This is a genomic window from Acinetobacter lwoffii, assembly GCF_024129595.1.
Classification (GTDB): domain Bacteria; phylum Pseudomonadota; class Gammaproteobacteria; order Pseudomonadales; family Moraxellaceae; genus Acinetobacter; species Acinetobacter lwoffii_O.
This window is the reverse complement of record NZ_JAMXXS010000003.1, coordinates 86548-111416: the sequence shown is the minus strand read 5'-3', so window position 1 is coordinate 111416 and position 24869 is coordinate 86548. Positions and strand designations below refer to the sequence as shown.

The window sequence follows — 24869 nt, the reverse complement described above, 5'->3', positions numbered from 1 at the left end:
GCTCATTTTTGAGCTGGGGTGGTTGTTTTAACCCCATTTGGTTTTTCAGTTGAGGAGTCCTACGTGGCCCAATATATTTACACGATGAACCGAGTGTCGAAGATGGTTCCGCCTAAGCGCGAAATCCTGAAAGACATCTCCTTATCATTTTTCCCAGGTGCTAAAATTGGTGTGCTTGGTTTAAACGGTGCAGGTAAATCTACCTTGCTTCGTATTATGGCGGGCGTAGATAAAGATTTCTCTGGTGAGGCACGTGCGCAACCGGGTACAAAAATCGGTTATCTGGAGCAAGAACCACCTTTAGATGAAACCAAAGACGTTCGTGGTAACGTCGAAGATGGTTTGCGTGAACCGCTTGATGCTTTAGCGCGTCTGGATGAAGTCTTTGCTGAATATGCAGCAGAAGATGCAGATTTCGATGCACTTGCGAAAGAGCAAGAGAAGCTTGAAGCAATTATCCAGACCTGGGATGCGCATAACCTTGCCAACCAGATGGATCAAGCGGCTGCAGCATTGAACTTGCCTGCCTGGGATGCAGACGTATCTAAGCTTTCAGGTGGTGAACGTCGTCGTGTGGCACTTTGCCGCTTACTTCTGTCTAAACCAGACATGTTGCTTCTAGACGAACCGACGAACCATTTAGATGCTTCATCTGTATCTTGGTTGGAACGTTTCTTGAAAGACTTCCCGGGTACGATTGTTGCGATTACGCATGACCGTTACTTCCTGGATAACGTTGCTGAATGGATTCTGGAGCTTGACCGTGGTATGGGTATTCCGTATCAAGGTAACTATTCTTCTTGGCTTGAGCAGAAAAATGCTCGTTTAGAACAAGAGAACAAGCAGGAAGAATCTTTTGCTAAAGCATTGAAAAAAGAACTTGAATGGGTTCGTTCAAATGCCAAAGGTCAGCAAAAGAAAAACAAAGCGCGTATGGAGCGTTTTGAAGAGCTTAACTCACGCGAATTCCAGCAGCGTAACGAAACCTCTGAAATCTACATTCCACCTGGTCCACGTCTGGGCAACAAGGTTGTAGAAGTTGAAGGCATCAGCAAATCGTTTGGTGATCGCTTACTGTACAAAGATTTAACGTTCACAGTACCACCTGCTGCCATTGTGGGTATCGTGGGTGAGAACGGTGCAGGTAAAACCACGCTATTCCGTATGATGACTGGCGAACAGCAACCAGATACCGGTACGGTAACGCTGGGTGAATCGGTTAAAGTGGCTTATGTCGGTCAGATCCGTGACACCTTAGATAACAACAAAACTGTCTGGGAAGAAGTGTCTGGTGGTTTAGATATCTTGAAGATTGGTGATTACGAAATCGCATCTCGTGCGTATATCGGTCGCTTTAACTTTAAAGGCCAAGATCAGCAAAAGCGCGTAGGTCAATTGTCAGGTGGTGAGCGTAACCGTTTACAACTTGCGAAAATCCTGCAAATGGGTGCAAACGTGATCTTGCTGGATGAACCATCGAACGACTTGGACATCGAAACCTTGCGTGCACTTGAGGATGCCATTCTGGTATTCCCGGGTACTGTGATGGTGATCTCGCATGACCGTTGGTTCCTGGATCGTATTGCAACGCACATCTTGTCATTTGAAGGTGAAACCCCTGAATTCTTCACTGGTAACTATGCTGAGTTTGAAGAATATCGCCGTAAGCGTGATGGTGATGATCTTGTCGCGAAGCGTCAAAAATATCGCAAAATCGGTGTTTAATCATCTCCGACTTTTGTAAATAAAAAAACCAGCCTCAGGGCTGGTTTTTTTATGTTTATTATATGGTGGAGGGTAAATTAGATTTCCCACTCATGATTACATTCACGGCATTTCCATTTCTTTTGTGTTTGCATGAATGCCTGCATTGAAATTTTAAAATCAGGTAGATCTTTATAGAACATAAAACCTGCGATCAAAGAAAGAATAAAGACGATCACAGTCGCAGTCTGTAAAGTGGTACCTGCACCATCGCCAAAAATCCACATCGCGATGCTAATAATGACCAATAATAATAACAGGAACAGGGCAGGGACCAGAAACATTAAGCTTTTAGGAACCACTGGACGTGGAGCTGCTTGACCTGGCTGGGCCACTGGCATGATTTTCGGGCTTTGACACTTAGGGCAACGATATTGCATTACAACTCCAAAATTCTAAATTACTGATTATTTTATCGGAAGATGCGAAGAAACCGAAATATTGCCCAACATAAAATATACAGGCAATAAAAAACCCAAGTCGCAATGCTTGGGTTTTTTATAAGATCACCATAATATATTACGATGATCTTGAATATGGCGTCCCTACGGGGATTCGAACCCCGGTTACCGCCGTGAAAGGGCGATGTCCTAGGCCTCTAGACGATAGGGACAATTGAGGCAAATAACACAGCTAAAGCAAGACTTGATTTGGTGGAGTCAAGGAGGATCGAACTCCTGACCTCTACAATGCCATTGTAGCGCTCTACCAACTGAGCTATGACCCCAGTCTGTGTGAGCGCTATATTAGGGATATCGCGCTCACACGTCAACACAAAAATTAATTAAGCTTGATCAACCGCTTCATTTTTCGGCAATTTTAAGCTTTCATTAAGTTTTTCCCAAACTTTCAGCTCTTTTTTGCTTGGACCACCGACAATTTCCAGCGCATGACGTAAACGTGCAAAGGTTAAATCCGGACCAATGGTCACCATCGTTTGCATCACTGGTGTAGACGCAGTCGAACCAGCGATCGCAATAAAGAACGCAGGCATGAAATCACGTAGCTTGATTTCCATCTGAGTCGCCAAGTCCATCAAGGTCTGGCTCACCGTGTCGTTATTCCAGGTGAACAGGCTTTCTAAACGCCAAATTGCGAATTGAAGACTTTGACGTACCTGTTCATCTGACAGTTTCTTGCTTTCAAACTGTTCTTTGCTCAGGGTCGGGAAATGGTTGAAGTAATGTGCCGACCAGTTCACTGCTTCAGACAGCAGGTTAATACGTGGCTGAATCGCGGCTGCAATTTCTTCTAACTTGGCACGATCTGCTTTCCAGGCCAATAAGGTGTCTAGAAGTTCAGCCGGGCTGAGTGCCTTGATCCATTGACCGTTTAACCAGTTTAGTTTCTCGACATCAAAGATCGGACCGCCGAGTGATACACGTTTGATATCAAAATGCTCAATCATTTCTGCCAGAGTGAATTTTTCACTTTCATCTGGCATTGACCAGCCCATACGACCTAGGTAGTTCAACAAGGCTTCAGGTAGTACACCGATGTCTCTATAGTAGTTGATTGAGGTCGGGTTTTTACGTTTAGACAGTTTAGATTTATCCGGGTTACGCAGCAGTGGCATGTGGCACAGTACCGGCATGTCCCAACCGAAATATTGATACAACAACTGATGTTTCGGTGCAGATGGAATCCATTCTTCACCACGGATTACGTGGGTGATTTGCATCAAATGATCATCCACCACGTTTGCTAAATGGTAGGTTGGGAGGCCATCGGTTTTTAGTAGAATTTGCATATCTACTTGCGTCCAAGGAATCTCGACCTCACCGCGTAGCATGTCATTAAATTTACATACACCTTCAGTTGGTACTTTCATACGGATGACGTGTGGTTCACCAGCGGCCAAACGACGCTCAACTTCTTCTTGAGAAAGATTTAGACCGCGACCGTCATAACGTGGCGACTCACCACGTGCCTGCTGTTCTGCACGCATTTGATCAAGTTCTTCTGCAGTTGCGAAACAGTAGAAGGCATGACCTTTCTCTACCAGTTCCAAGGCATAATTTTTATAGATATCCATACGTTCTGACTGGCGATACGGCGCATGCGGGCCACCGACATCAGGACCTTCAGACCAGTTCAGACCTAGCCAGCGCAATGAATCCAGGATCATTTTTTCAGATTCAGGTGTTGAGCGCAGTTGGTCAGTATTTTCAATACGAAGAATGAATTCACCACCATGCTGTTTAGCAAAACATAAGTTAAACAAGGCGATATAGGCAGTACCTACATGCGGAAAACCAGTAGGAGAAGGTGCAATACGAGTACGAACAGTCATAGCCGGATCTAATCTTAGATATAAAATTGCAGCTATTATAGCGAAAAAGCCACATCACTTAATGCTTTATTCAACATTGAATGATGTGGCTTTTAAATCCGGGAATATTCAGCGCTGTTGAGGCTGATTAAGAATGAGCGCTCGAAAAAATACTTTGGACAAAGCGGGTGAAGCGGTAATTCTGTTCTGCAAAGAAATTTTGCGAAGGTGCGACTTTAAATGCAGTCAAGACTTTGAAATTATCTTCTGTTTGAAGTGTTTTTTCAGTTTTTTGTTGCTGAATCGCTTTTTCAATCGGCGAAGTCTTGCTTTCAACAGTGCTTACTGTAGGCTTCGGCAAATCTGTCTTCACAACGACGGCATGACCGAGTTGAATCGAGAACAACATAATCAGGCTTAGGATGCTGGCTGTGAATAATGTAAATTTCATATCCAAACTTCCTCCTTACTTCGGGTTGGTTTTATTTTGTTAAAAATGTTTTTTTAATACTCTGCCTACAATTTAATCACAGTTGATCATAAAGAAGTAGAACCAAGTCACATTTTTTACAAAAGAAATAATATAACTCTGTGGAAAATTACCAAAAATCGTAATTTCCTGTTTTGGTGGCCTATTTTTAACAGACAACTGTGAAGAGAACGTGAAGAACTGTCTTATATTGTAGCAGAAGATTACTTTTCTAGCAGAATATGTATCCGGATTTAATTGTTAGAAGATATCTCAAAATCAGAAATAGATTGTAGATATTGTTATAAATGAATGATTGTTATGCTTATTTTTGATTTGTATAGTGCAGCTCATATAAACAAAGAGTTACATAAGATGAAAAAAATAATAGCATCCGCAATCTTGACAATTTTAGTTGGAACAGCTGTACAGAATTCCGTCGCCAAAGATTTCCTGAATGTCTCTTATGATCCGACCCGTGAATTTTATCAGGAATATAACGAAGAATTTGGCAAGTTCTGGAAGCAGAAAACCGGACAGAAGGTCAATTTTAAACAGTCACATGGTGGTTCAGGCAAGCAGGCGCGTTCAGTGGTCGATGGTTTGCAGGCCGATGTCGTAACCTTGGCCTTAGCCAATGATATCGAAGAAATCGTCAATGCAGGTTTAATCGAGAAAGGTTGGCAAAAAGAGTTTCCGAGTAATTCGGCACCTTATACGTCTACGATTGTATTCTTGGTGCGTAAAGGGAATCCAAAGCAAATCAAAGATTGGAATGATCTGACCAAAGCGGGTGTAGATATTATTACCCCAAACCCGAAAACCGGTGGCGCGCCGCGTTGGATCTATCTTTCTGCTTGGGGTTATGCACTGAAACAGCCCGGCGGTAATGATGCGAAAGCCAAAGAGCTGGTGAAAAAACTTTATCAAAATGTCAAAGTGCTCGACTCTGGTGCCCGTGGTTCACTGACGACGTTTGCCGAGCGCGGTATTGGGGATGTGCTTTTATCCTGGGAAAATGAAGCCTTGCTGGCGACCCAAGGTCTGGGTAAAGACAAGTACGATATCGTTTATCCATCGATTTCAATTCTGGCCGAGCCATCGGTAGCGATTGTCGATAAAAACGTGAATAAAAATGGCACTACCCATCTGGCAAAAGGCTATTTGAACTATTTATATTCACCAAAAGGGCAGGAGCTTGCGGCGAAATATTTCTTCCGCCCGCGAGATACTAAAGTCGCTGCCAAATATTCGGTTCAGTTCCCGAAAATCCAGACCTTCACCATTGATAAAGTCTTTGGTGGTTGGGCCAAAGCGCAAAAGACACATTTTGTGAATGGGGCGATTTATGACCAGATTTACAATGAAAAAAGATAAGTAAACGGTAGTCTAAATAAAATAAAGAAAATGGCTAAAGTGTTATCCATTTTCTTTATATCTAATGCATAAAATTCTATATATTAGATATAAGTAGAATAACACATAATATTTTTCTTTTAAAAACAAAATATTAATGCAGAAAAACCTTTCATTTTATCGTGTTGTGATGTTGTAGGGTGAATTGCGATAAATGATTTTATTTCATATAGTTATATCTAATGAAGATAAACTCTATGCTGCCATGAAAATTCAATTAAAATCGTTATTTAGTGCTGCCTTATTGGCGACTGGTTTAGGCATGACCGCGACTGCTTCACAAGCAGCAGACCGTCAGTTTCTGAATGTATCCTATGATGCCACGCGTGAATTCTATGATGAATTTAATAAATCATTTGGTGCTTACTGGAAAAACCGCACCGGTCTGGATGTGAATTTCAAGCAGTCACATGGCGGTTCGGGCAAACAAGCACGTTCTGTGGTCGATGGCCTGAAAGGTGATGTGGTGACTTTGGCGCTGGCCAATGACATCGAAGAAATTGTGAAATCTGGCCAGATTCAGCCAGGCTGGCAAAAAGAATTCCCACACAACTCGGCACCTTATACCTCGACGATCGTATTCATGGTACGCAAGGGCAATCCGAAAGGCATCAAGGACTGGAATGACTTAACCAAACCAGGCGTGCAAATTATTACGCCTAACCCAAAAACCGGTGGTTTGCCGCGTTGGGTGTATCTGTCTGCATGGGGTTATGCCGAGAAACAGCCAGGCGGTAACAAAGCCAAAGCACAGGAATTTGTCGGCAAGCTTTATAAGAACGTGAAAGTGATGGATTCTGCTGCACGTGCTTCAATGACCACCTTTGCCGAGCGTGGGATTGGCGATGTATTGCTGACTTGGGAAAATGAAGCCTTGGTCACGCAAAAGACCTTGGGTAAAAACAAGTTTGATATCGTCTATCCATCAATTACCATTTTGACTGAGCCGTCAGTGGCGATTGTGGATCGTACCGTAGAGAAAAATGGCAATAAATGGTTAGCAACAGGTTATATCAATTACCTGTATTCACCATTAGGTCAGGAAATGGCAGCTAAACATTTCTATCGTCCGCGTAATGAAAAAGTATTAGCCAAATATTCGGCACAGTTCCCAAAAATCAAAACCTTTACCATTGATGAAGTCTTTGGTGGTTGGGCCAATGCACAGAAAACCCATTTTGTGAATGGTGCAATTTTTGACCAGATTTATAACAGCAAACGTTAATTGATCTGCGAAGTTATCTAGATTGAAAAAAGCCTCCAAAACTGGAGGCTTTTTTGTATGAGAAAAATGCTAAAACGGTTTTCTCTATGGAAAGTAATATTTATCTACAAAAAGTCGTTTGGAGCTTTGCCTAAACAGGGTGATAATGTGCAGTTAAATTTTTCCCCCTATTGATTGAGTTTTTATGTCACATATTTCTGTATTACTTCACGAAACGATTGATGCCTTGTTGGCGGGTCGCAATACGGGAACTTATGTGGATGGGACCTTTGGCCGTGGTGGACATACGCGTTTATTGCTGTCCAAATTAGATGAAAATGCACGCGTCTATGCCTTTGATAAAGATCCACAAGCACTGGCTGTAGCAGCTGAACTCGAACAAGAAGATTCACGCTTTAAAATTATTCATGCCAGCTTTGCTGATCTGAAAGATGCATTGGCTGAATTGGGCATTGAACACGTCGATGGGGTGATGGCAGATCTTGGTGTTTCTTCACCGCAGCTGGATCAGGCTGAACGTGGTTTCAGTTTTATGAAAGATGGCCCGCTGGATATGCGTATGGACAACTCGCAAGGTCCGACCGCAGCAGAATGGCTGACGCAGATTGAAGAAGAAGCACTGGCGAATATCATTTTTAAATATGGTGAAGAGCGTTATAGTCGCCGTATTGCCAAGGCAATTAAGGCTGCCGGATATATTGAGACCACGGCAAAGCTGGCTGAGATTGTAAAAGTAGCGCACCCGAAATGGGAAAAAAATAAGCATGCTGCGACCCGTACTTTCCAGGCGATTCGTATTGCTATTAATAAGGAATTAGAAGATATTGAAATCTTCTTGCCTCAGGCCGTTGAAATCTTGAAACCTGAAGCACGTTTGGCGGTGATTAGCTTCCACTCACTGGAAGACCGTTTGATTAAACAATTTATTCAAAAAGAGTCAACGCTTGAAGAAGATTCAGGCTGGGGAATGCCACAACAACAGAAAGATACGCGACGTTTAAAGAAAGTTTCTCGTGTTAAAGCCAGTGATGAGGAGGTCAAAGCCAATCCTCGTTCACGTAGCGCATGGCTGCGGGTAGCAGAACGTTTAGCTTAATAGGCAGATCATGAAAACGGAAGTGGTTGATAAAAAAACAGAAAAATTGTGGCTGAAAAAAGTTACAATCTATCTCATGCTGATACTGATGGTCTTCATCAGTGCAGTATTTGTGGTATTTCAGGTATTTGAATACCGTCAGGATAACAGAAAGCTGAGTACCTATCTGCGTGAAAGGGATGACCTGAATGCAGAGTGGGGGCGTTTGCTGATTGAGCAGCAAACTTTCGGCGCGACGGCACAGATCGGTACGCGTGCAGTGACACAGCTGCGTATGTATTCACCTCCGGTTTCACAAAGTGTCGTGATTTCCTTACCACAAACTTCAGATGAGAAAAAATAAGGCTAGCGTTCCGACATGGTAGACAAGAGAAAGAAGCAACCGGTACGTAAAAAACAATCGGTCACCGACAAAAATGCCTCAAATGTTTATATCAATCGTTTTTACATCATGTGGGCGGTGGTGTTGCTGTGTTTTGTGACACTGATTTGCCGTGCTTTCTATGTACAGATTATTAATAAAGATTTTTTGCAAAATAAAGCCAATGCCAATATTTTAAGAACCAATACTATCAAGGCGATGCGTGGCGTAATTTATGATCGTAATGGCATTCCATTGGCGATCAGTACTCCAATCATGAAAATTGTGATTGATCCACGTGATTATTTTGACAATAAAAAACTCTATGACGAGACCATGCTGGCGCTGGAAAAAGAACCGAATAGCCGCAAGCTCAAACGTCAGCTACCGGATAAAAACCTGAATCTGGATGAGCTGGCTGATGCAGTCGGTATGGATCGGGCAGAACTGCGCAAAAAAATGGAAGAACGTCCGCGTTCACGTTATCTGATCCTGAAAAAAGAAGTTCCGCCACAACAGGCCGAACTGATCATGAAACGTAATTTTCAGGGTGTGTATACCGAGAAAAACTATAAACGTTATTATCCGCAGCCACAGCCGAACTCTCAGATTATTGGCCTGACCAATAGCGAAGGCAGCGGCATTGAAGGTCTGGAAATGCAGCTGAATAGCCGTCTTTCCGGCAAGGATGGCGAGCAGCAGATCATTCGCGATAAAAAAGGCAATCGGGTCAAAGAACCGGAAGTGATTAAAGAAGTTGAACCGGGCGAAAATATTACCCTGAGTATCGATTCGCGTCTGCAATATATTATGTACCGTGAGCTGACGGCTGCCGGTGTTGCCAATAATGCCCGTTCAGCCACTGCGATTGCGGTAGATGTCAAAACCGGTGAAATTCTGGCGCTGTCCTCATGGCCATCCTATAACCCGAATGATAAAAACAGCCTGCTCAACAAGGATGCCATGCGTAACCGCGGTGCAGTCGATTCGTTCGAGCCGGGTTCGACCATGAAGCCGCTGACTGTAGCGATGGCCTTGGAAAGTGGCAAATATACGGCGAATTCAGTGGTGAATACCACGCCGGGCAGTATGCGGGTCGGTAATCATACCATTCGTGATACGCATAACTATGGTCAGTTGACACTCGGGGGTATTCTGCAGAAATCCTCTAACGTTGGTGTGGCGAAACTGGCCTTGTCATTGCCTTATGAAACCTTACCAACCTTCTATAAACGCCTCGGTTTTGGTCAGCGTTCAGCGGTGAAATTCCCGGGTGAAAGTGCCGGTCTGATTCTGCCGCCAAGCAAATGGAATGTGTCAGAAGTGGCAACCATGTCCTATGGCTATGGTCTGAATGCGACGGTACTTCAGCTGGCTGATGCCTATGCCATGCTGGCCAATAAAGGCGTAAAAATGCCGCTGAGCCTGTACAAACTGGAAGAGCAGCCCCAAGGTGAGCAGATGATCGATGCCAATATTGCCGATCAGGTCCTGCTGATGATGGAAACCGCCACCTTACCAGGTGGTACGGCAACTCGCGCCACCATCCCAGGTTACCGCGTGGCAGGTAAAACCGGTACTGCACATAAGTTGCGTGCCGACCGTAAAGGTTATTCGACCAGTGAATATCGGGCATTATTTGCCGGCGTGGCACCAGTCAGTGACCCACGGATTGCCATGGTGGTGGTGGTAGAAAATCCACAAGGCACCTACTATGGCGGTACGGTATCTGCACCAGTCTTTGCCCGCGTGATGCAGGAATCCTTGCGTCTGCTGAATGTCCCTCTGGACAAACCTTTAGAACCTCCCAAAGTCCAGTAAATAGGTGATCAATGTCTATTACATTTCAAGATCTCTACACCCCTCACGATGTCGCTGACTGGATGAAGCAATCCTTTCAGGGCTTCGAGCTGGATAGTCGTAAAGTTAAACCCGGACAGATTTTTATTGCCTTGACCAGTCTGTCACAACCGGAAAAAACTGCTCAATTTGCCCAGAAAGCCTTAGAGCAGGGCGCATTGGCCATGATTTCAGAAACTGAACTGGATGTATCTCCAAATCTGATGGTGGCAGATGTACGTCATCTCATGGGGCAATGGCAAAAGCAGTATTTGCAAGCAATCCAACCCGTTGCGGCTGCGCGTATTCTTGCAGTCACCGGCACCAATGGTAAAACCACGATTTCTCGCTTGGTGGCTGAATTCATCATGCTGCAAGGCAAAGCTTGTGCAGTGATGGGTACCACAGGTAATGGGATTTTGCCAAATCTGGAAGCATCGTCGCATACCACCCTGGATGCCTTGCAACTGCAAAATGCCTTGCATGGCTATGCACAGGCCGGTGCAGAATTTGCCTCGATTGAAGCCAGTTCGCATGGTCTGGAACAAGGCCGCTTGAATGGTTGTGATATCGAGATTGCGGGTTACAGCAATTTGAGCCGTGATCATCTGGATTATCACGGTACGTTACAAGCTTATGCAGAAGCAAAGTCAGGTTTATTCCGTTTTGAATCGTTAAAAGTGGCTGTCATCAATATCGATGATGAACATGCACAGATCATGCTGGATGCTGCACAAACTAATCCGGCACAGCCTAAAATTTTGACTTATTCCACCAAGCAAAAAGCGGATTATCAGGTTCAGGATATTCAGTACAGCATTTCAGGTGCGAACTTTAAACTAGAAACTGCTTCTGCTGAATATGTGGTTAACAGTCCATTACTGGGTCATTTCAATATTGAAAATCTGGTCGCCAGTCTGATCATGGCGGAGCAGGCTGGTTTTGACCTGAACAATTTGATTGCAACTGTACCACAGCTTAAAGGTGCGCCAGGTCGCATGCAGGTGCTACGTGATGGTGAGCGCCTGTTTGTGGTGGATTATGCGCATACCCCGGATGCTTTGACCCAGGTTTTGGTGACCTTGAAACGTCATGTTTCACAAAATCTCTGGACTGTTTTCGGCTGTGGCGGTGATCGTGACCGTGGTAAACGTCCACTGATGACTCAGGCTGCTTTAGATGGTTCAGATATCGCCGTACTCACTTCTGATAATCCACGGACCGAAGATCCGGCACAAATTTTTGCTGATATGAAAAATGGCATCGATTTTTCCGGCAAAACCTATCATGAAATTCATGACCGTCGTGAAGCGATCAAGTTTGCGGTTAAACACGCACAGGCGGGTGATATTGTGGTGATTGCAGGAAAAGGGCACGAAAATTATCAGGAAATTGATGGTGTACGTCACTGGTTTGATGACGTGGTCGAAGTGCAAGCTGCGATTGATGCCCAGCATTGCAACACAGATTCAGCCTATTCAGCGCATTAGGATTCAGATATGCATACCTCAACAACAAGTACTGCGGCGCTGGAGCCGTGGAGCATAGAACAATTACAGCAGGCTACCCAAAGCTACTGGCTGAATGATAAAAAGCCTGCAGGTCAGATCAAGCGGATTTTGACTGATTCACGTGATGCAGAAGCAGGTGATGCTTTTCTGGCGCTGAAAGGCGAGCGTTTTGACGCGCATGACTTTATTGCGCAAGTGGCGGCTCAAGGTTGTGAAATTGCCATTGTCAGCCGTCCGGTGGATGCTGATATTTGCCAGCTAGTGGTAGAAGATACCCGTCTGGCATTGGGATTGTTGGGTGCTTATCGCCGTCAGCAGAATCCTCAGCTCAAAGTGATTGCCTTGACCGGCAGTAGTGGCAAGACCACGACTAAGGAAATGTTGGGGAGCATCTTGTCGCGTCTGGCACCGACCTTGGTGACACGTGGTAATTTGAATAATGACCTTGGTGTGCCAGTGATGTTGCTTGAGCTGCGTCCTGAACATCAATATGCAGTAATGGAACTCGGTGCAAGTCATCAGGGTGAAATTGATTACACTTCAAAAATGGTGCAGCCGCATGTAGCCGGAATCATTAATATTGGGACTGCGCATTTAGGTGAATTTGGTGGTCGTGACGGAATTTGCCGTGCAAAATCCGAAATTTATGCGCATATCTCTGAGACTTCGATTATTCCTGCTGCAGATGATTTTGCTGAAACCATTCGTGCCGCAGTAAAAACTGAAAAAAACTTGAGTTTTGGTGCTGGTGGTGAAGTCTATGCCAGCAATGTAGTCCTTGATGCTCAATCTTCAACCTTTACCCTGAATACAGCGCAAGGCTCGAAAACAGTTCAGTTGCCGTTTGCCGGTGAGCATAATGTCGAAAATGCGACCGCAGCAGCAGCTTTCGCCCTGGCGATCGGTATTAATCTTGATGATATCGTAGCCGGTCTGGAACAGGCCGTGGGTGCGAAAGGTCGTCTGAACTTTATTCCGCACAAAGACTATTTATTTATTGATGATACCTACAATGCCAATCCGGGTTCGATGCGTGCAGCAGCAGAAGTTCTGGCGCAGCAGCAGGGTATCCGGGTCATGGTCACCGGCGATATTGGTGAACTCGGTTCATCTGCCGCAATCGAGCATTACAAGCTCGGTCGCGATCTGGTCTCGGTCAAAGGCATTAATTTTGTGGTGGCTGTGGGTGAATTTGCGCCGGCCGCACAAGAAGGTGCCCGTAGTACACAATATGGTAAAAAAATGCAGGCTTTCCTGAATCAGGAGCAGGCATTACCGTTTTTAATTCGTTTGATTGAAACACATCAACCTCAGCCGATGTCATTCCTGTTTAAAGGGTCGCGTTTTACCCATATGGAAACATTGATGGCTGCATTGATGGAGAAACTCTAAATGCTGTTATGGCTCTTTGAACATTTGGCGGGCTTTGACAGCACGTTTCAGGTGGTTCGTTATTTAACTTTACGTGCTTTGCTCAGTGTCTTGACGGCACTGACCATTGGTCTGGTGCTCGGTCCTATAATGATTCGCAAGCTTCAGGCGCTGAAATATGGTCAGGCAGTCAGCTCGTATGCCCCTGAAAACCATGCCAAGAAAATGGGAACGCCGACCATGGGCGGGGTACTGATCCTGCTTTCAATCGGGATTTCGACTCTACTTTGGGCGGATCTTTCCAATCCTTATGTCTGGATTGTGCTGGGTGTGATGGTGATTTTCGGTGCCGTTGGCTGGGCCGATGACTGGATTAAAATCCGTTATAAAGACAATGCGGGTTTGCCTGCGAAGAAAAAATTCTTCTGGACTTCAGTGGGTTCATTAGGTGCTGGTATTGCCTTGTATGTGATTGCGCAGCAACAGACCAATCCAGTGCATACCGCGAATATGCTGGATCTATTGATTCCATTCTTTAAAGACCTAAGCATTCCATTGTCGATGATTCCGTTGGGTATTGGTTTTATTATCTTTACCTATTTCGTGATTAACGGTGCATCCAATGCCGTGAACCTGACCGATGGTCTGGATGGTCTGGCGATTATGCCAATCGTGCTGGTTGCTACAGGTCTGGGTGTATTTGCCTATCTGGCCGGTGACGTGCGATTTGCCAACTATCTACATATTCCTTATGTAAAATATTCGTCTGAACTGGTGGTGGTCTGTGCTGCCATGATCGGGGCGGGTCTGGCTTTCCTTTGGTATAACGCCCATCCGGCTCAAGTATTTATGGGTGATGTCGGTGCTTTATCTCTTGGTGCGATGCTGGGTACGATTGCCGTCATGGTTCGTCAGGAAATCGTATTTGCGATTATGGCCGGTGTCTTTGTGGTGGAAGCGGTTTCAGTCTTCCTGCAGATTGGTTCATTAAGAATGCGCAATAAACGTGTATTCCTGATGGCACCCCTACATCATCATTATGAAAAGAAAGGCTGGCGTGAAACCCAGGTGGTGATCCGTTTCTGGATTATTACGATTATGCTGGTAGTTTTGGGTCTAATGACCTTAAAATTGCGTTAGAAAATGCATGAGAAAAAGTCGGCGCATGCCGGCTTTTTTGTTTTGGAGAAAATGATGAATTTACTCATGTGCCCAGTCTGTCGCCAGCAGTTGAGCTTAAATGAAAGAACATGGCGATGTGAGAATCATCATAGTTACGATGTCGCCAAACAAGGCTATGTGAACCTGCATGTGGTTCAGCATAAGCACAGCAAAAACCCGGGAGATACGCCTGAGTCTGTGCAGGCACGTCGCGCATTTCTTAGTGCAGGTCATTATGCGCCTTTGCAACAGGCTGTCGTGGAAAAGATTCGCGAGTTGCGGATTGAGAACCTTTTAGATATTGGCTGTGGAGAAGGCTATTACACCAATGCCATGCAGGCTGAAGTGCTGCAATGTGTGGGAGTTGATATTGCCAAGAATGCAGTTCAGGTGGCTGCCAGACTGAATAAAGACATTACTTGGGTGGTGGGAACCGGGGCAACCTTGCCTGTACTGGATGAATCGATTGATCTGTGTACCAGTTTATTCAGTCCGATTCCCAAACAGGAAATCCTGCGGGTCTTGAAGCCGAAGTCTTATTTGATGGTGGTGACACCAGCACCACAACATTTATATGCCATGCGTGAAGCGCTGTTTGAAGAAGTGAAACCACACGAGCCGCAGAAGTTTGTTGAGCAGTTGCAAGATGAATTTAATCTGGTTAGTGAGCAGGTGATTGATGCGCCAATGGTTTTGCCACAGGCTGATTTAAAAAACCTGATTGCGATGACGCCATATGCTTATAAGGCCAAACCTGAACGTCGTTTAGCACTTGAACAGCAGGATCAGTTTGAATTACTGGCGCAATATCAGATTTACCTGTTTCAGAAAAAATAAAAAATGCATATAAAAAAGCCCTCAACTGAGGGCTTTTTTATATCAGTCAGATTACTGGACTTCTTCAATCAGATTTTCCAGAGAATCTACCCGGTTCGGCTGAAGAGGCTGTTCTTGTGGTGCAGAACTTTCATCATCTGGTAAACGAATCGGTTGATCTGGCAAATCTTCAAAGTCAGTTTCTGTGCGTTTCGGGACGACCACAGGTGCAGGACGGTAAAGCGCTGTCGCCAGAGGTGGAGAAGACGGATCGTTCTGCTGCTCATCAGCCTGAACCCCCTTGTTGCGATTTACCGGCGCCTTGGCATTGCGGTCTAAACGTACCCATGCTTCTGGCTGGCCTTTTAATGCCTTGCCCATAAAATCGGTCCAGATCGGTAGAGCTGCCACACCACCATATTCACGGCGACCTAAGGTGGTCGGCTGGTCAAAGCCTACCCAAGTCACGGTGACTAACTTACCATTAAAGCCAGCAAACCAGGCATCTTTGGCATCATTGGTGGTACCGGTCTTCCCGCCGATATCGCTACGACCAATTCTTAATGCAGCACGGCCAGTACCATGCTGAATTACATCACGCAAAATGTTGGCCATGTCATAGGCAGAGCTAGATTTTAAAATACGCTGTGCCTGACGATAATTACTGTCTTCGGCAGAGACTTTAGGTGCAGCCTGTTTTTGCTCTAAAGTTGTATTGTTGATTGCAATTGCTTCGTCATCTGCGGTAATAGGGTCAGTGGCTTGAACTGTTTCTTCTTTTTCATTAATACATGAAATGCAGGCATATTCAGGCTTGGCTTCAAAGATGGTATTGCCGTAGGCATCTTCAATGCGGGTAATAAAATGCGGCTGAATTCGGTAACCGCCATTGGCAAAGGTGGCATAGCCAGTCGCCATCTGGATCGGGAGGACCTGTGGGGTGCCTAATGCAATGGTATAGTTACGTGGAATCTGACTGTCCTGTAAACCAAAATCCATGAATAACTGACGTGTACGTTCAATCCCGACGGCCTGTAATAAGCGCACTGAAACTGTATTACGTGACAGATAAAGTGCACGACGTAGCGGGATCATGCCCAGATAACGGCCATCCGAATTACGTGGGGTCCATTTGCCAATGGTAATGGGTGCATCATTGACCATGGTATGCGGTGTCATGCCACGTTCTAAAGCCAGGGCATAAACAAAAGGTTTAATGGTTGAGCCCGGCTGACGCCAGCCTTGGGTTGCACGGTTAAATTTCGAATGATAAAAATTATATCCCCCGACAATAGCCTCAATCGCACCATTATTTGGGTTGATGGCAATCAATTGTCCTTGCACATTGGGGATCTGCACCAATGACCAAGAGGTTTTATTTTCATTGGGTCTTAAACGAACAATGTCTTTGACTTTGACAATTTCGGACGCTTTGCTCGGTGCGCCACCTACACTGTTGACGTTACGAAAGCGACGCGCCCAGGACATACCTGACCAGGGAACAGTCACGCTGCTTCCGTCCTGCATGAGTGCTTCAAAACTGGAATTACCCACCTGAGTTACTTGCGCAGGATAGGTGTTGGCATAGGCACGGAACTTGTCGAGGGGTTGATCATGTGCTTCAGCACCACGCCAGCCATGTCGACGATCATAAGCCTCTAAACCTTCTTGTACCGCTTGCTCCGCATAGGCCTGACGTTCACTATGAATGGTAGTATAGACTTTATAACCAGAATCTACCGCCTGTTCACCAAAGTTTTGTACCAGTTCAGAACGTACCATTTCGCCGACATACGGGAATTTATTACGGGTACTCCGGTCAGGCATATCTAAATTTACCGGTTCAGCAATGGCTTGCTGATACTGGCTCTGGTTCAAATAGCCTAGTTGTAGCATACGACCCAAAATCCAGTTACGACGTTCCAAGGCACGTTTGGGATTGGCGACCGGATTGTATCGAGAAGGTGCTTTAGGCAGGCCAGAGATCATGGCCATTTGTGCAATTGAAAGCTCTTCTAAACTCTTGTTATAGTAAATTTTAGCTGCTGCTGCGATGCCGTAAGCATTTTTCCCCAGAAAAATTTTATTGACATACAGGGTCAGAATGTCTTCTTTACTTAAGCTTTGCTCAATTTTACGGGCCAGAAAAATTTCAGTCAGTTTACGCTTCAGCGTCCGTTCAGGACTAAGGTAATAGTTTTTTGCCACTTGCATGGTAATGGTTGAACCACCGGTCTGTACATCCGAGCCGGTTACCGTCTCACTGAGTGCGCGTCCCAAACTTTTAAAGCTGATCCCGCTATGCTCAAAAAAGCTGGAATCTTCAGCGGCAAGGAAAGCATGAATAAACTCGGGCGGAATTTGTTCATATTTCACGGGAACAGAAAGCTTGCCTCCATATTCGGCAATTAATTCATTATCTGAACTAAAAACTTGTAAAGGCTTTAATAAAGGGGCCTTTTTAAGCGTAGACATTTCAGGCAAAGATGGGGCAATATAGAGATACATGCCATAGAAACCCATCGGAATTGAGATCATTATAATGATAATGATCAAAAAAAATGGATGAACAAGGCCTGAACAAGATAGCTTTTTCATAACAAGTAAGTTTTAATAAGAGCTAATGGCGAACTAATTACCGGTCAGTATATCCTGTCGATATCCATATTGTTAGATGAGTTATTGTATCTATATAAAATTATAGACTGGACCAATTGGTAAGTTAGATTGAATTGGGGACAAAAAAATAATAGGAAGTGTATTGTGCGCAGGTTATATCGTAAACCAAATAAGGGGTTAATAGGAGTCGATATTAGTTCGACTTCTGTTAAGGTTTTAGAACTTTCTGTAAAAAGTGGCCGTTACTGGGTAGAGAGTTATGCTTTGATCCCATTATCGGAAAACAGTGTTGTTGAAAAAAACATCTTAAACCCAGAAGCAGTCGCTGATGCCCTTGGGCGTGCAATTAATTTGGGTAATACCCAGTCGAATCAGGCCGCTTTTGCGATTCCAACTTCAATGGTCATCACCAAAATCATTGAGATGGATGCAGACATGTCAGATGATGAACGTGAAGTTCAGATTCGTGAAGATGCGGAACAATACATTCCTTTTCCACTCGATGAAGCGAGTCTAGACTTTGAAGTCCTGCCGGACCGTCTTGCCAATCCGAACCGGGTCAATGTTTTATTGGTGGCAACACGAATCGAAAATGTCGAAGCACGTTCTGAAGTGTTAGAGATTAGTGGTCTAACGCCTAAGATTGCAGATGTAGAAAGCTTTGCGCTGGAAAATGCCTTTAAAGTATTTTCTGACACGTTGCCAATGGGTGTGAATACGGTTGGTATTTTAGACATCGGTCATAGTATGACGACTTTGTCGGTTATGCAGAATAACAAGATTATTTATACCCGTGAGCAGGTGTTTGGTGGCAAGCAATTGACTCAGGAAATTCAGAATCGTTATGGATTGTCCTATGAAGAGGCGGGGCGTGCTAAAAAAACCCGTGCCTTGCCAGATGATTATGATATTGAAGTATTAGAACCATTTCTGGATGCTGTGGTCCAACAGGCCGCCCGTTCATTACAATTCTTCTTTTCATCTTCCCAGTTTAACGAGATTGACCATATTTTACTGGCCGGCGGGAATGCCAATATTCCAGGTCTGGCAAAATTATTACAACAAAAACTCGGTTACCGTGTCACGATCGCGAATCCATTTTTACAAATGGGCTTTTCTCCTCAAATTGATATTAAAAAAATTGAAAATGACGCGTCATCACTCATGGTTGCATGCGGTTTGGCATTAAGGAGTTTTGATTAATGGCAAGAATTAACTTACTTCCTTGGCGTGATGAGCTAAGAATTAAAAGAAATAATGAATTCGTGGCAATCTGCATAGGGGCACTTTTCTTGGGATTAGCGGCAGCGGGTTCAACCTGGTTTTATTATGATCACAAGCTTCAGGATCAGGAGCAGGCCAATCAGCTGATTCAAAGTACCAACCAGAATCTGGATGTGCAGTTAAAGGCGCTTGAAGGTTTGCAAGAACAGCGTAATGCGATTGTCGAACGGATGAAGTTGATTCAGGGCCTACAAACCCAGCGTCCGATTGCAGTACATCTGATTGATGAAATTGTGCGGGTCACCCCAAGCAATATGTACATCACCAAATTCCAGCGTACCGGCGATAAATTTACCATTGAAGGTCGGGCTGAAAGTCCAAATACGGTAGCAGAACTGCTCCGTAATCTGGAAGCGTCATCTTGGTACCGGAATGCCTTTATGAATGCTTTCCTGGTGGCTGAAGAAGTCAAAGAAAAGGCGCCGAGCTCGATTATTCCACGTGTGGAAGAGTCCTATGGTAGTTTTACCGTGACGGTAGATCTGGATCAGATCGCTCAGCCAGTACTGAATGAAGAACAACAAGCAGTCACTACAACTACGGGGGCATCATCATGAGTAATGAAGAATTCGATGAGTTCAGCCAGGATGTCGTCGCTGTACCCAAAAATAAAATGACTGTTGAAAAGTTTTTTCAGCAATTCAATACATTAGATCCAAATAACTATGGTAGCTGGCCTTTGTCGGTCAAAATTACCTGCTGGATTTTTATTGTTGCACTGGCCTTTGCAGTGATTTACTTTGTCATGATTAGAAGTACAATTGAATCGATTTCACAAGCCAGTGCCCAAGAACAAAACCTGCTGAATGAATTCCGTGAAAAAGAATCCAAATTACGCAACTTACAACAATATCAAATCCAGCTTCAGGAAATGGAAGCCCGTTTTAACCAGCAGTTAGAACAATTGCCAAAAGAAACTGAAATTCCCGGTCTGGTTGAAGATATTAACCTGAGCGGTGTGAATTCAGGCCTAAAGTTTAAAAATATCCGTCTGGAACCTGAAATTAAGCAAGAATTCTTTATTGAACAGCCGATTGCGATTGAAGCCACTGGGGATTATCACGCTTTTGGCTCTTTTGTTAGCAGTATTGCCGGCTTATCGCGTATTGTCACGCTGCATGATTTCACCATTACCGGTACTGAAAATAAAGAGAAAAAATCTGAAATTCCGGTCATTGATTATGTGGTGAAAGCCAAAACTTATCGTTATGTCGGTAATGCGGAAGGTGCTGCAATGCCAGCAGCTGACAGCACGACTCAGGGGGCGCAGTAATGAAGAACATTAAAATTACTTCGGCTTTAATGCTTGGGTTTTTATTATTGGGATGTGATTCACGCATTGATGCAGTCAATCAGGAAATGGCCAATATTCGTAATCAGCCACCTTTGCCGATTGAACCTGCGCCTGATTTTATGCCAGTTGAAACCTTCAACTATGCGGCACATCAGATCAAAAGTCCTTTTTTACCAAGTTCTCTGGCTGCTGAGCTGAAAATTATGGCGGGGAAACGGGTTTATCCAAACCTATCACGTCAATTGCAACCGCTAGAAAGTTATCCGCTGGAAACATTGACCATGAAAGGCAGTATGCGCAATCAGGCAGGACAGATTCTGGCTTTAATCCAGACGCCTGATGGTGAGGTTGAGCGGATCCAACGTGGTAGCTATATGGGACTTAATCATGGTCGTGTGGTTGGAATTACACCAACACAGATCGATTTGATTGAGATTATTCCAGATGGCCGTGAGGGATATGTGGAACGTCCGCGAAGTCTGGTTCTTATCGGACCAGCGCCATAAGTTTTAAAGGAATAACAATGAATAAGAGTATTAAAGAATTTATTTTTGGGGATGTTAATACAATGAATCGTGTGTTTCGTCAATTTTCCATGGGTGCTGTTGTGATTGCGGTGATGCAAGCGGCCAGTGCGCAGGTTTCAATGACCAATGTAGTACCCATGCAGCTTCCCGGACAAGGAACTGAGATTCGGGTGATGTTCAATGGTTTGCCGCCACAACCACAAGCCTATCAATTAGAATCACCATCACGTTTGATTCTGGACTTTGATAAGGCACAACAGAATTTAAAACAAAGCAGTATTCCGGTGGCAACACGTGAAGCCAGTTCGGTCGATGTCACTTCGGATGCGCAGCGGGCACGTCTGACGGTAAATCTGACCGAAGCCGGAGCCTTTACGACTCGTGTAGAAGGTAATACCTTTATTCTTAAAATTAATTCGGCAACTCCTGTAGCCATAGCTCAACCTGTGCAGCAACAGTCAGCTCAAGGTATTAGCAACATTGGTTTCCAGCGCGGTGCTCAAGGTGAAGGCCAGGTCGTTATTGATCTGTTAGGAAATAATACTCCTGTTGATGTACAGCAGCAGGGTACCAAAGTTATTGTGCGCACTTTAGGTTCCAAGATTCCGGCTCATTTGACCCGCCGTCTTAATGTGACTGATTTCGCGACTCCGGTATCCAGTGTCGATGCCGTGAATCAAAATGGTTCAGGAGTCATTACGATTCAGTCTGCGGAAAGTTATGAATATATGGCTTACCAGACTGATAATAAGCTGACCATCAGCTTAAAACGTCCGGAAGCTAAGAGCCCATTACGTCCTAAAACTGTGGCTTATACTGGCAAGAAAATTTCTTTGGATTTTCAGGATATTGAAGTACGTCGTGTACTCCAGCTTTTAGCTGATTTCACTGATATCAATATGGTGGCTGCAGACAGTGTACAAGGCAATATTACTTTGCGCTTAAAAGAAGTGCCTTGGGATCAGGCCTTAGATATTGTGCTGAAAACCAAAAATCTGGATAAACGTCGTAATGGTAATGTGATCTGGATTGCACCGGTTGCAGAACTGATTAAGGCTGAAGAAGAAGAAGCTAAGGCGATTAAGCAAAGTGTTGCACTTGCCCCTATCCAAACTGAATATATGCAGTTGAGTTATGCCAAAGCCGCTGATATTGAGAAACTAATTACGCAGAATAAAGGGGCATCTGGCTCAGGCGGTTCGAGTAGCACGAATAATAATGAGGGTGGAGAAAGCTTATTAAGTTCACGTGGTTCTGTGTCTGTTGATGCACGGACCAATACCATTATTGTGAATGATACCCAGCTCTTTATTGATAAAATTCGTAATATGGTAGATCTGCTGGATGTGCAGGTAAAGCAGGTAATGGTCGAAGCGCGTATTGTTCGTGCAACGACTGATTTTACTAAAGAGATGGGAGTGAAATGGGGAATTCTGTCTCAAGGGATTACAAATAATGATAGCCTTCTGGTCGGTGGTAGTGACACGACGTTATGGGATCTCAGAGATCCTCAAGAAAGTGATTTAGGTGGATATACCTATGATATCCAGCGACCACAAAACCTGAATGTGGATTTAGGTGTAACCAGTCCAGGTGCCAGCCGTATTGCCTTTGGTTTGATCAGCCTTTCTGATTTTATGCTGGATCTGGAGCTTTCTGCACTTCAGGCAGATGGCTATGGTGAAGTGATTTCTACACCTAAAGTACTAACTGCAGACAAGCAAAAAGCGACTGTGGCTTCGGGTTCACAAATTCCGTATCAATCTGCTGAAGGCGGGGGTGCGAATGCAGTATCTACTACGGAATTTATTGATGCTACGCTAAGTCTGGATGTCACACCAAGCATTACGCCAGATGGCAAAGTACAGATGGAACTCAATATTACCAGTGACTCACCGGGTAACCCGACACCGACCGGACAGCTCACTATTAACAAAAACCAGATCACTACCAATGTTTTGGTAGATAATGGTGAAACAGTGGTTCTAGGTGGTATTTTTGAGCAAGAAACCCGTAATGCACAAACCAAGGTACCTTTCCTGGGGGATATTCCTTATGTAGGACGTTTATTCCGTAAAGATTTAAAGTCGGATAATAAACGTGAGCTACTGATTTTCGTTACACCTCGAATTGTTAATGACAGTGTTTCAAGAAATCATTAATATATTTTGAATTTAACAAAACGAATAGGTGACTCCTTGCCAAGCAAAGAGTTTGAAACCCTGCCAAATATTTATTTGGTAGGGCCGATGGGGGCCGGTAAAACAACAGTAGGACGACATCTCGCAGAATTGTTAGGGCGTGAATTTCTAGACAGTGATCATGAAATTGAACGTAAAACAGGCGCGACCATTCCCTGGATTTTTGAAAAAGAAGGGGAGCAGGGTTTCCGTGACCGTGAAACTGCTGTCATTAATGACCTTACCTCACGTCCCCATCTGGTCTTAGCTACCGGCGGTGGTGCCATTACTCAGACCTTAAATCGGGATTATCTGAAACAGCGCGGAATTGTTGTCTATCTCTATACGCCGGTTGAAATTCAACTACAACGTACCTATCGCGATAAAAACCGTCCCCTCCTTCAAGTCGAAAATCCGGAACAAAAGTTGCGTGATTTACTGGCAGTTCGTGATCCCTTGTATCGGGAAGTGGCACATCATATTATTGAGACCAATCAGGGTGCTGCACGAGATCTGGCGCAGCGGATTCTCAATCTCATTGTTTCTAAAAATTAATTCATTGAATCAAGTGGTTAATCAAGCATGCAAACCTTATATGTAGAACTCGGAGAACGTCGTTATCCTATTTTTATTGGAAGCGATCTGGATCCACAGGCCTTATTGGCTCCCTATATTCAGGGCAAGCAAGTGATGATTGTGAGTAATACCACAGTTGCACCACTTTATTTGCAGTGTTATCAAACTGCAATTGAAGCTCTGGACAAACGTGTTGCGACCTGCATTTTGCCTGATGGTGAAAAATATAAGGATAGCCAGCATCTGAACCTGATTTTTGATGCGCTGCTTGAAGCCGGGTTTAACCGCGATTGTACTGTACTGGCATTAGGTGGTGGCGTCATTGGGGATATGGCTGGATTTGCCTCGGCCTGCTTCCAGCGCGGAGTGTATTTTATTCAGGTACCGACCACCTTGCTGTCGCAGGTCGATTCTAGTGTGGGTGGAAAAACCGGGATCAATCATCCGCTGGGTAAAAACATGATTGGCGCTTTCCAGCAGCCGCAGGTGGTGCTGGCAGATATGTCGCAGCTTGCTACTTTACCGGACCGCGAGCTTTCAGCAGGACTGGCTGAAGTGATTAAATATGCTTTACTTGGTGATGAATCATTTATGGTCTGGCTGGAAGCGAATATGGAAGGTCTGGTTGCTCGTGATGAGCAGTTGCTTGCCGAAGCCGTTTACCGTTCATGTGCACATAAAGCACGGATTGTAGCCAATGATGAGAAGGAGCAAGGGGAACGTGCTTTACTCAATTTAGGTCATACCTTTGGGCATGCGATTGAATCCTACATGGGGTATGGTGTCTGGCTACATGGTGAGGCTGTTGCCACCGGTATGGTGATGGCTGCGGATCTGTCACAGCGTATGGGGTGGATTTCTCAAGAAGATTTAGAACGTACAAAAAAAATCATTTCTCGTGCCCAATTACCTATCGTTTGTCCTAAAATCCCTCTGGATGATTTTCTGGCCTATATGGCCCATGACAAAAAAGTCTTGAATGGACAATTGCGTCTGGTGTTATTAAAGCAATTAGGCAAAGCAGTGATTACACGAGACTTTGATCTCCAGTTAATGAAACAGGCAATTTTAGCCAATCAGGCATAGGT

General features: G+C 44.6%; 21 protein-coding genes and 2 tRNA genes. 17 read left to right on the top strand and 6 right to left on the bottom strand.

Features of this window, described 5'->3' with window-relative positions:
* The first annotated feature begins 63 nt into the window (after nucleotides 1–63).
* Nucleotides 64–1725, top strand: a complete 1662-nt coding sequence (gene ettA / locus NI466_RS03045; protein ID WP_004281122.1) for an energy-dependent translational throttle protein EttA — start codon at nucleotides 64–66, stop codon at nucleotides 1723–1725.
* A 77-nt stretch (nucleotides 1726–1802) separates the two neighbouring features.
* Here the strand turns inward: ettA and NI466_RS03040 are convergent, their stop codons facing one another.
* The 5 genes from NI466_RS03040 to NI466_RS03020 form a co-directional block, all read right to left on the bottom strand.
* The gene (locus NI466_RS03040) at nucleotides 1803–2144 is read right to left on the bottom strand and encodes a membrane protein (RefSeq protein ID WP_004281123.1); all 342 of its coding nucleotides are present in this window, start codon (nucleotides 2142–2144) and stop codon (nucleotides 1803–1805) included.
* Between the two features lie 157 nt (nucleotides 2145–2301).
* A tRNA-Glu gene (locus NI466_RS03035) sits at nucleotides 2302–2377 on the bottom strand.
* 38 nt (nucleotides 2378–2415) lie between these two features.
* Nucleotides 2416–2491 (bottom strand) — tRNA-Ala (locus NI466_RS03030).
* Nucleotides 2492–2548: 57 nt separating this feature from the next.
* Nucleotides 2549–4057, bottom strand: a complete 1509-nt coding sequence (gene gltX, locus NI466_RS03025) for a glutamate--tRNA ligase (RefSeq protein ID WP_253172676.1) — start codon at nucleotides 4055–4057, stop codon at nucleotides 2549–2551.
* A gap of 127 nt (nucleotides 4058–4184) precedes the next feature.
* Entirely contained in the window at nucleotides 4185–4487 is a 303-nt protein-coding gene (locus NI466_RS03020; RefSeq protein ID WP_253172675.1) for a hypothetical protein, read from the bottom strand.
* Nucleotides 4488–4880: 393 nt separating this feature from the next.
* On the opposite strand from NI466_RS03020, the gene NI466_RS03015 reads away from it, so the two are divergent.
* The 9 genes from NI466_RS03015 to NI466_RS02975 all read left to right on the top strand — a co-directional run bounded on the left by NI466_RS03015 (nucleotide 4881) and on the right by NI466_RS02975 (nucleotide 15322).
* Nucleotides 4881–5882, top strand: coding sequence for a sulfate ABC transporter substrate-binding protein (locus NI466_RS03015; RefSeq protein WP_253172673.1), 1002 nt, complete (start codon nucleotides 4881–4883; stop codon nucleotides 5880–5882).
* Nucleotides 5883–6126: 244 nt separating this feature from the next.
* Entirely contained in the window at nucleotides 6127–7146 is a 1020-nt protein-coding gene (locus NI466_RS03010) for a sulfate ABC transporter substrate-binding protein (protein ID WP_005248379.1), read from the top strand.
* A 184-nt stretch (nucleotides 7147–7330) separates the two neighbouring features.
* Entirely contained in the window at nucleotides 7331–8242 is a 912-nt protein-coding gene (gene rsmH / locus NI466_RS03005) for a 16S rRNA (cytosine(1402)-N(4))-methyltransferase RsmH (protein WP_253172671.1), read from the top strand.
* Between the two features lie 76 nt (nucleotides 8243–8318).
* Entirely contained in the window at nucleotides 8319–8585 is a 267-nt protein-coding gene (gene ftsL, locus NI466_RS03000) for a cell division protein FtsL (protein WP_370940785.1), read from the top strand.
* Between the two features lie 15 nt (nucleotides 8586–8600).
* Entirely contained in the window at nucleotides 8601–10424 is a 1824-nt protein-coding gene (gene ftsI, locus NI466_RS02995; RefSeq protein WP_005101401.1) for a penicillin-binding protein PBP3, read from the top strand.
* An 11-nt stretch (nucleotides 10425–10435) separates the two neighbouring features.
* Entirely contained in the window at nucleotides 10436–11932 is a 1497-nt protein-coding gene (locus NI466_RS02990) for a UDP-N-acetylmuramoyl-L-alanyl-D-glutamate--2,6-diaminopimelate ligase (protein ID WP_253172669.1), read from the top strand.
* Nucleotides 11933–11941: 9 nt separating this feature from the next.
* Complete coding sequence (locus tag NI466_RS02985; protein ID WP_253172668.1) at nucleotides 11942–13345, top strand: UDP-N-acetylmuramoyl-tripeptide--D-alanyl-D-alanine ligase; 1404 nt, start codon at nucleotides 11942–11944, stop codon at nucleotides 13343–13345.
* Complete coding sequence (gene mraY / locus NI466_RS02980) at nucleotides 13346–14464, top strand: phospho-N-acetylmuramoyl-pentapeptide-transferase (RefSeq protein ID WP_005265518.1); 1119 nt, start codon at nucleotides 13346–13348, stop codon at nucleotides 14462–14464.
* A 54-nt stretch (nucleotides 14465–14518) separates the two neighbouring features.
* Complete coding sequence (locus NI466_RS02975) at nucleotides 14519–15322, top strand: putative RNA methyltransferase (protein WP_253172742.1); 804 nt, start codon at nucleotides 14519–14521, stop codon at nucleotides 15320–15322.
* A 51-nt stretch (nucleotides 15323–15373) separates the two neighbouring features.
* Here the strand turns inward: NI466_RS02975 and ponA are convergent, their stop codons facing one another.
* Nucleotides 15374–17899 carry a penicillin-binding protein PBP1a gene (gene ponA / locus NI466_RS02970; RefSeq protein WP_253172666.1) on the bottom strand — a complete coding sequence of 842 codons (2526 nt, stop codon included), beginning with the start codon at nucleotides 17897–17899 and terminating at the stop codon, nucleotides 15374–15376.
* Nucleotides 17900–18064: 165 nt separating this feature from the next.
* Here ponA and NI466_RS02965 point away from each other — a divergent pair, with 165 nt between their 5' ends.
* From NI466_RS02965 to aroB, 7 genes are read left to right on the top strand one after another with little or no spacing between them, the layout of a single operon-like run.
* Complete coding sequence (locus tag NI466_RS02965; protein ID WP_253172664.1) at nucleotides 18065–19123, top strand: pilus assembly protein PilM; 1059 nt, start codon at nucleotides 18065–18067, stop codon at nucleotides 19121–19123.
* A complete protein-coding gene (locus NI466_RS02960; protein ID WP_253172662.1) occupies nucleotides 19123–19761 on the top strand; it encodes a PilN domain-containing protein in 639 nt (212 codons plus the stop codon). Before NI466_RS02965 ends, NI466_RS02960 begins: the two co-directional genes overlap by 1 nt.
* On the top strand, nucleotides 19758–20477 hold the full coding sequence (locus NI466_RS02955; protein WP_253172660.1) for a type IV pilus inner membrane component PilO: 720 nt from the start codon (nucleotides 19758–19760) through the stop codon (nucleotides 20475–20477). Before NI466_RS02960 ends, NI466_RS02955 begins: the two co-directional genes overlap by 4 nt.
* Nucleotides 20477–21004, top strand: coding sequence for a pilus assembly protein PilP (locus NI466_RS02950; RefSeq protein WP_253172658.1), 528 nt, complete (start codon nucleotides 20477–20479; stop codon nucleotides 21002–21004). The genes NI466_RS02955 and NI466_RS02950 overlap by 1 nt, the downstream gene beginning before the upstream one ends.
* A gap of 17 nt (nucleotides 21005–21021) precedes the next feature.
* Nucleotides 21022–23187, top strand: coding sequence for a type IV pilus secretin PilQ (locus NI466_RS02945; protein ID WP_253172656.1), 2166 nt, complete (start codon nucleotides 21022–21024; stop codon nucleotides 23185–23187).
* A gap of 36 nt (nucleotides 23188–23223) precedes the next feature.
* Nucleotides 23224–23760, top strand: coding sequence for a shikimate kinase AroK (gene aroK, locus NI466_RS02940; protein ID WP_064094599.1), 537 nt, complete (start codon nucleotides 23224–23226; stop codon nucleotides 23758–23760).
* Between the two features lie 27 nt (nucleotides 23761–23787).
* Entirely contained in the window at nucleotides 23788–24867 is a 1080-nt protein-coding gene (gene aroB, locus NI466_RS02935) for a 3-dehydroquinate synthase (RefSeq protein WP_253172655.1), read from the top strand.
* Nucleotides 24868–24869 lie beyond the last annotated feature (2 nt).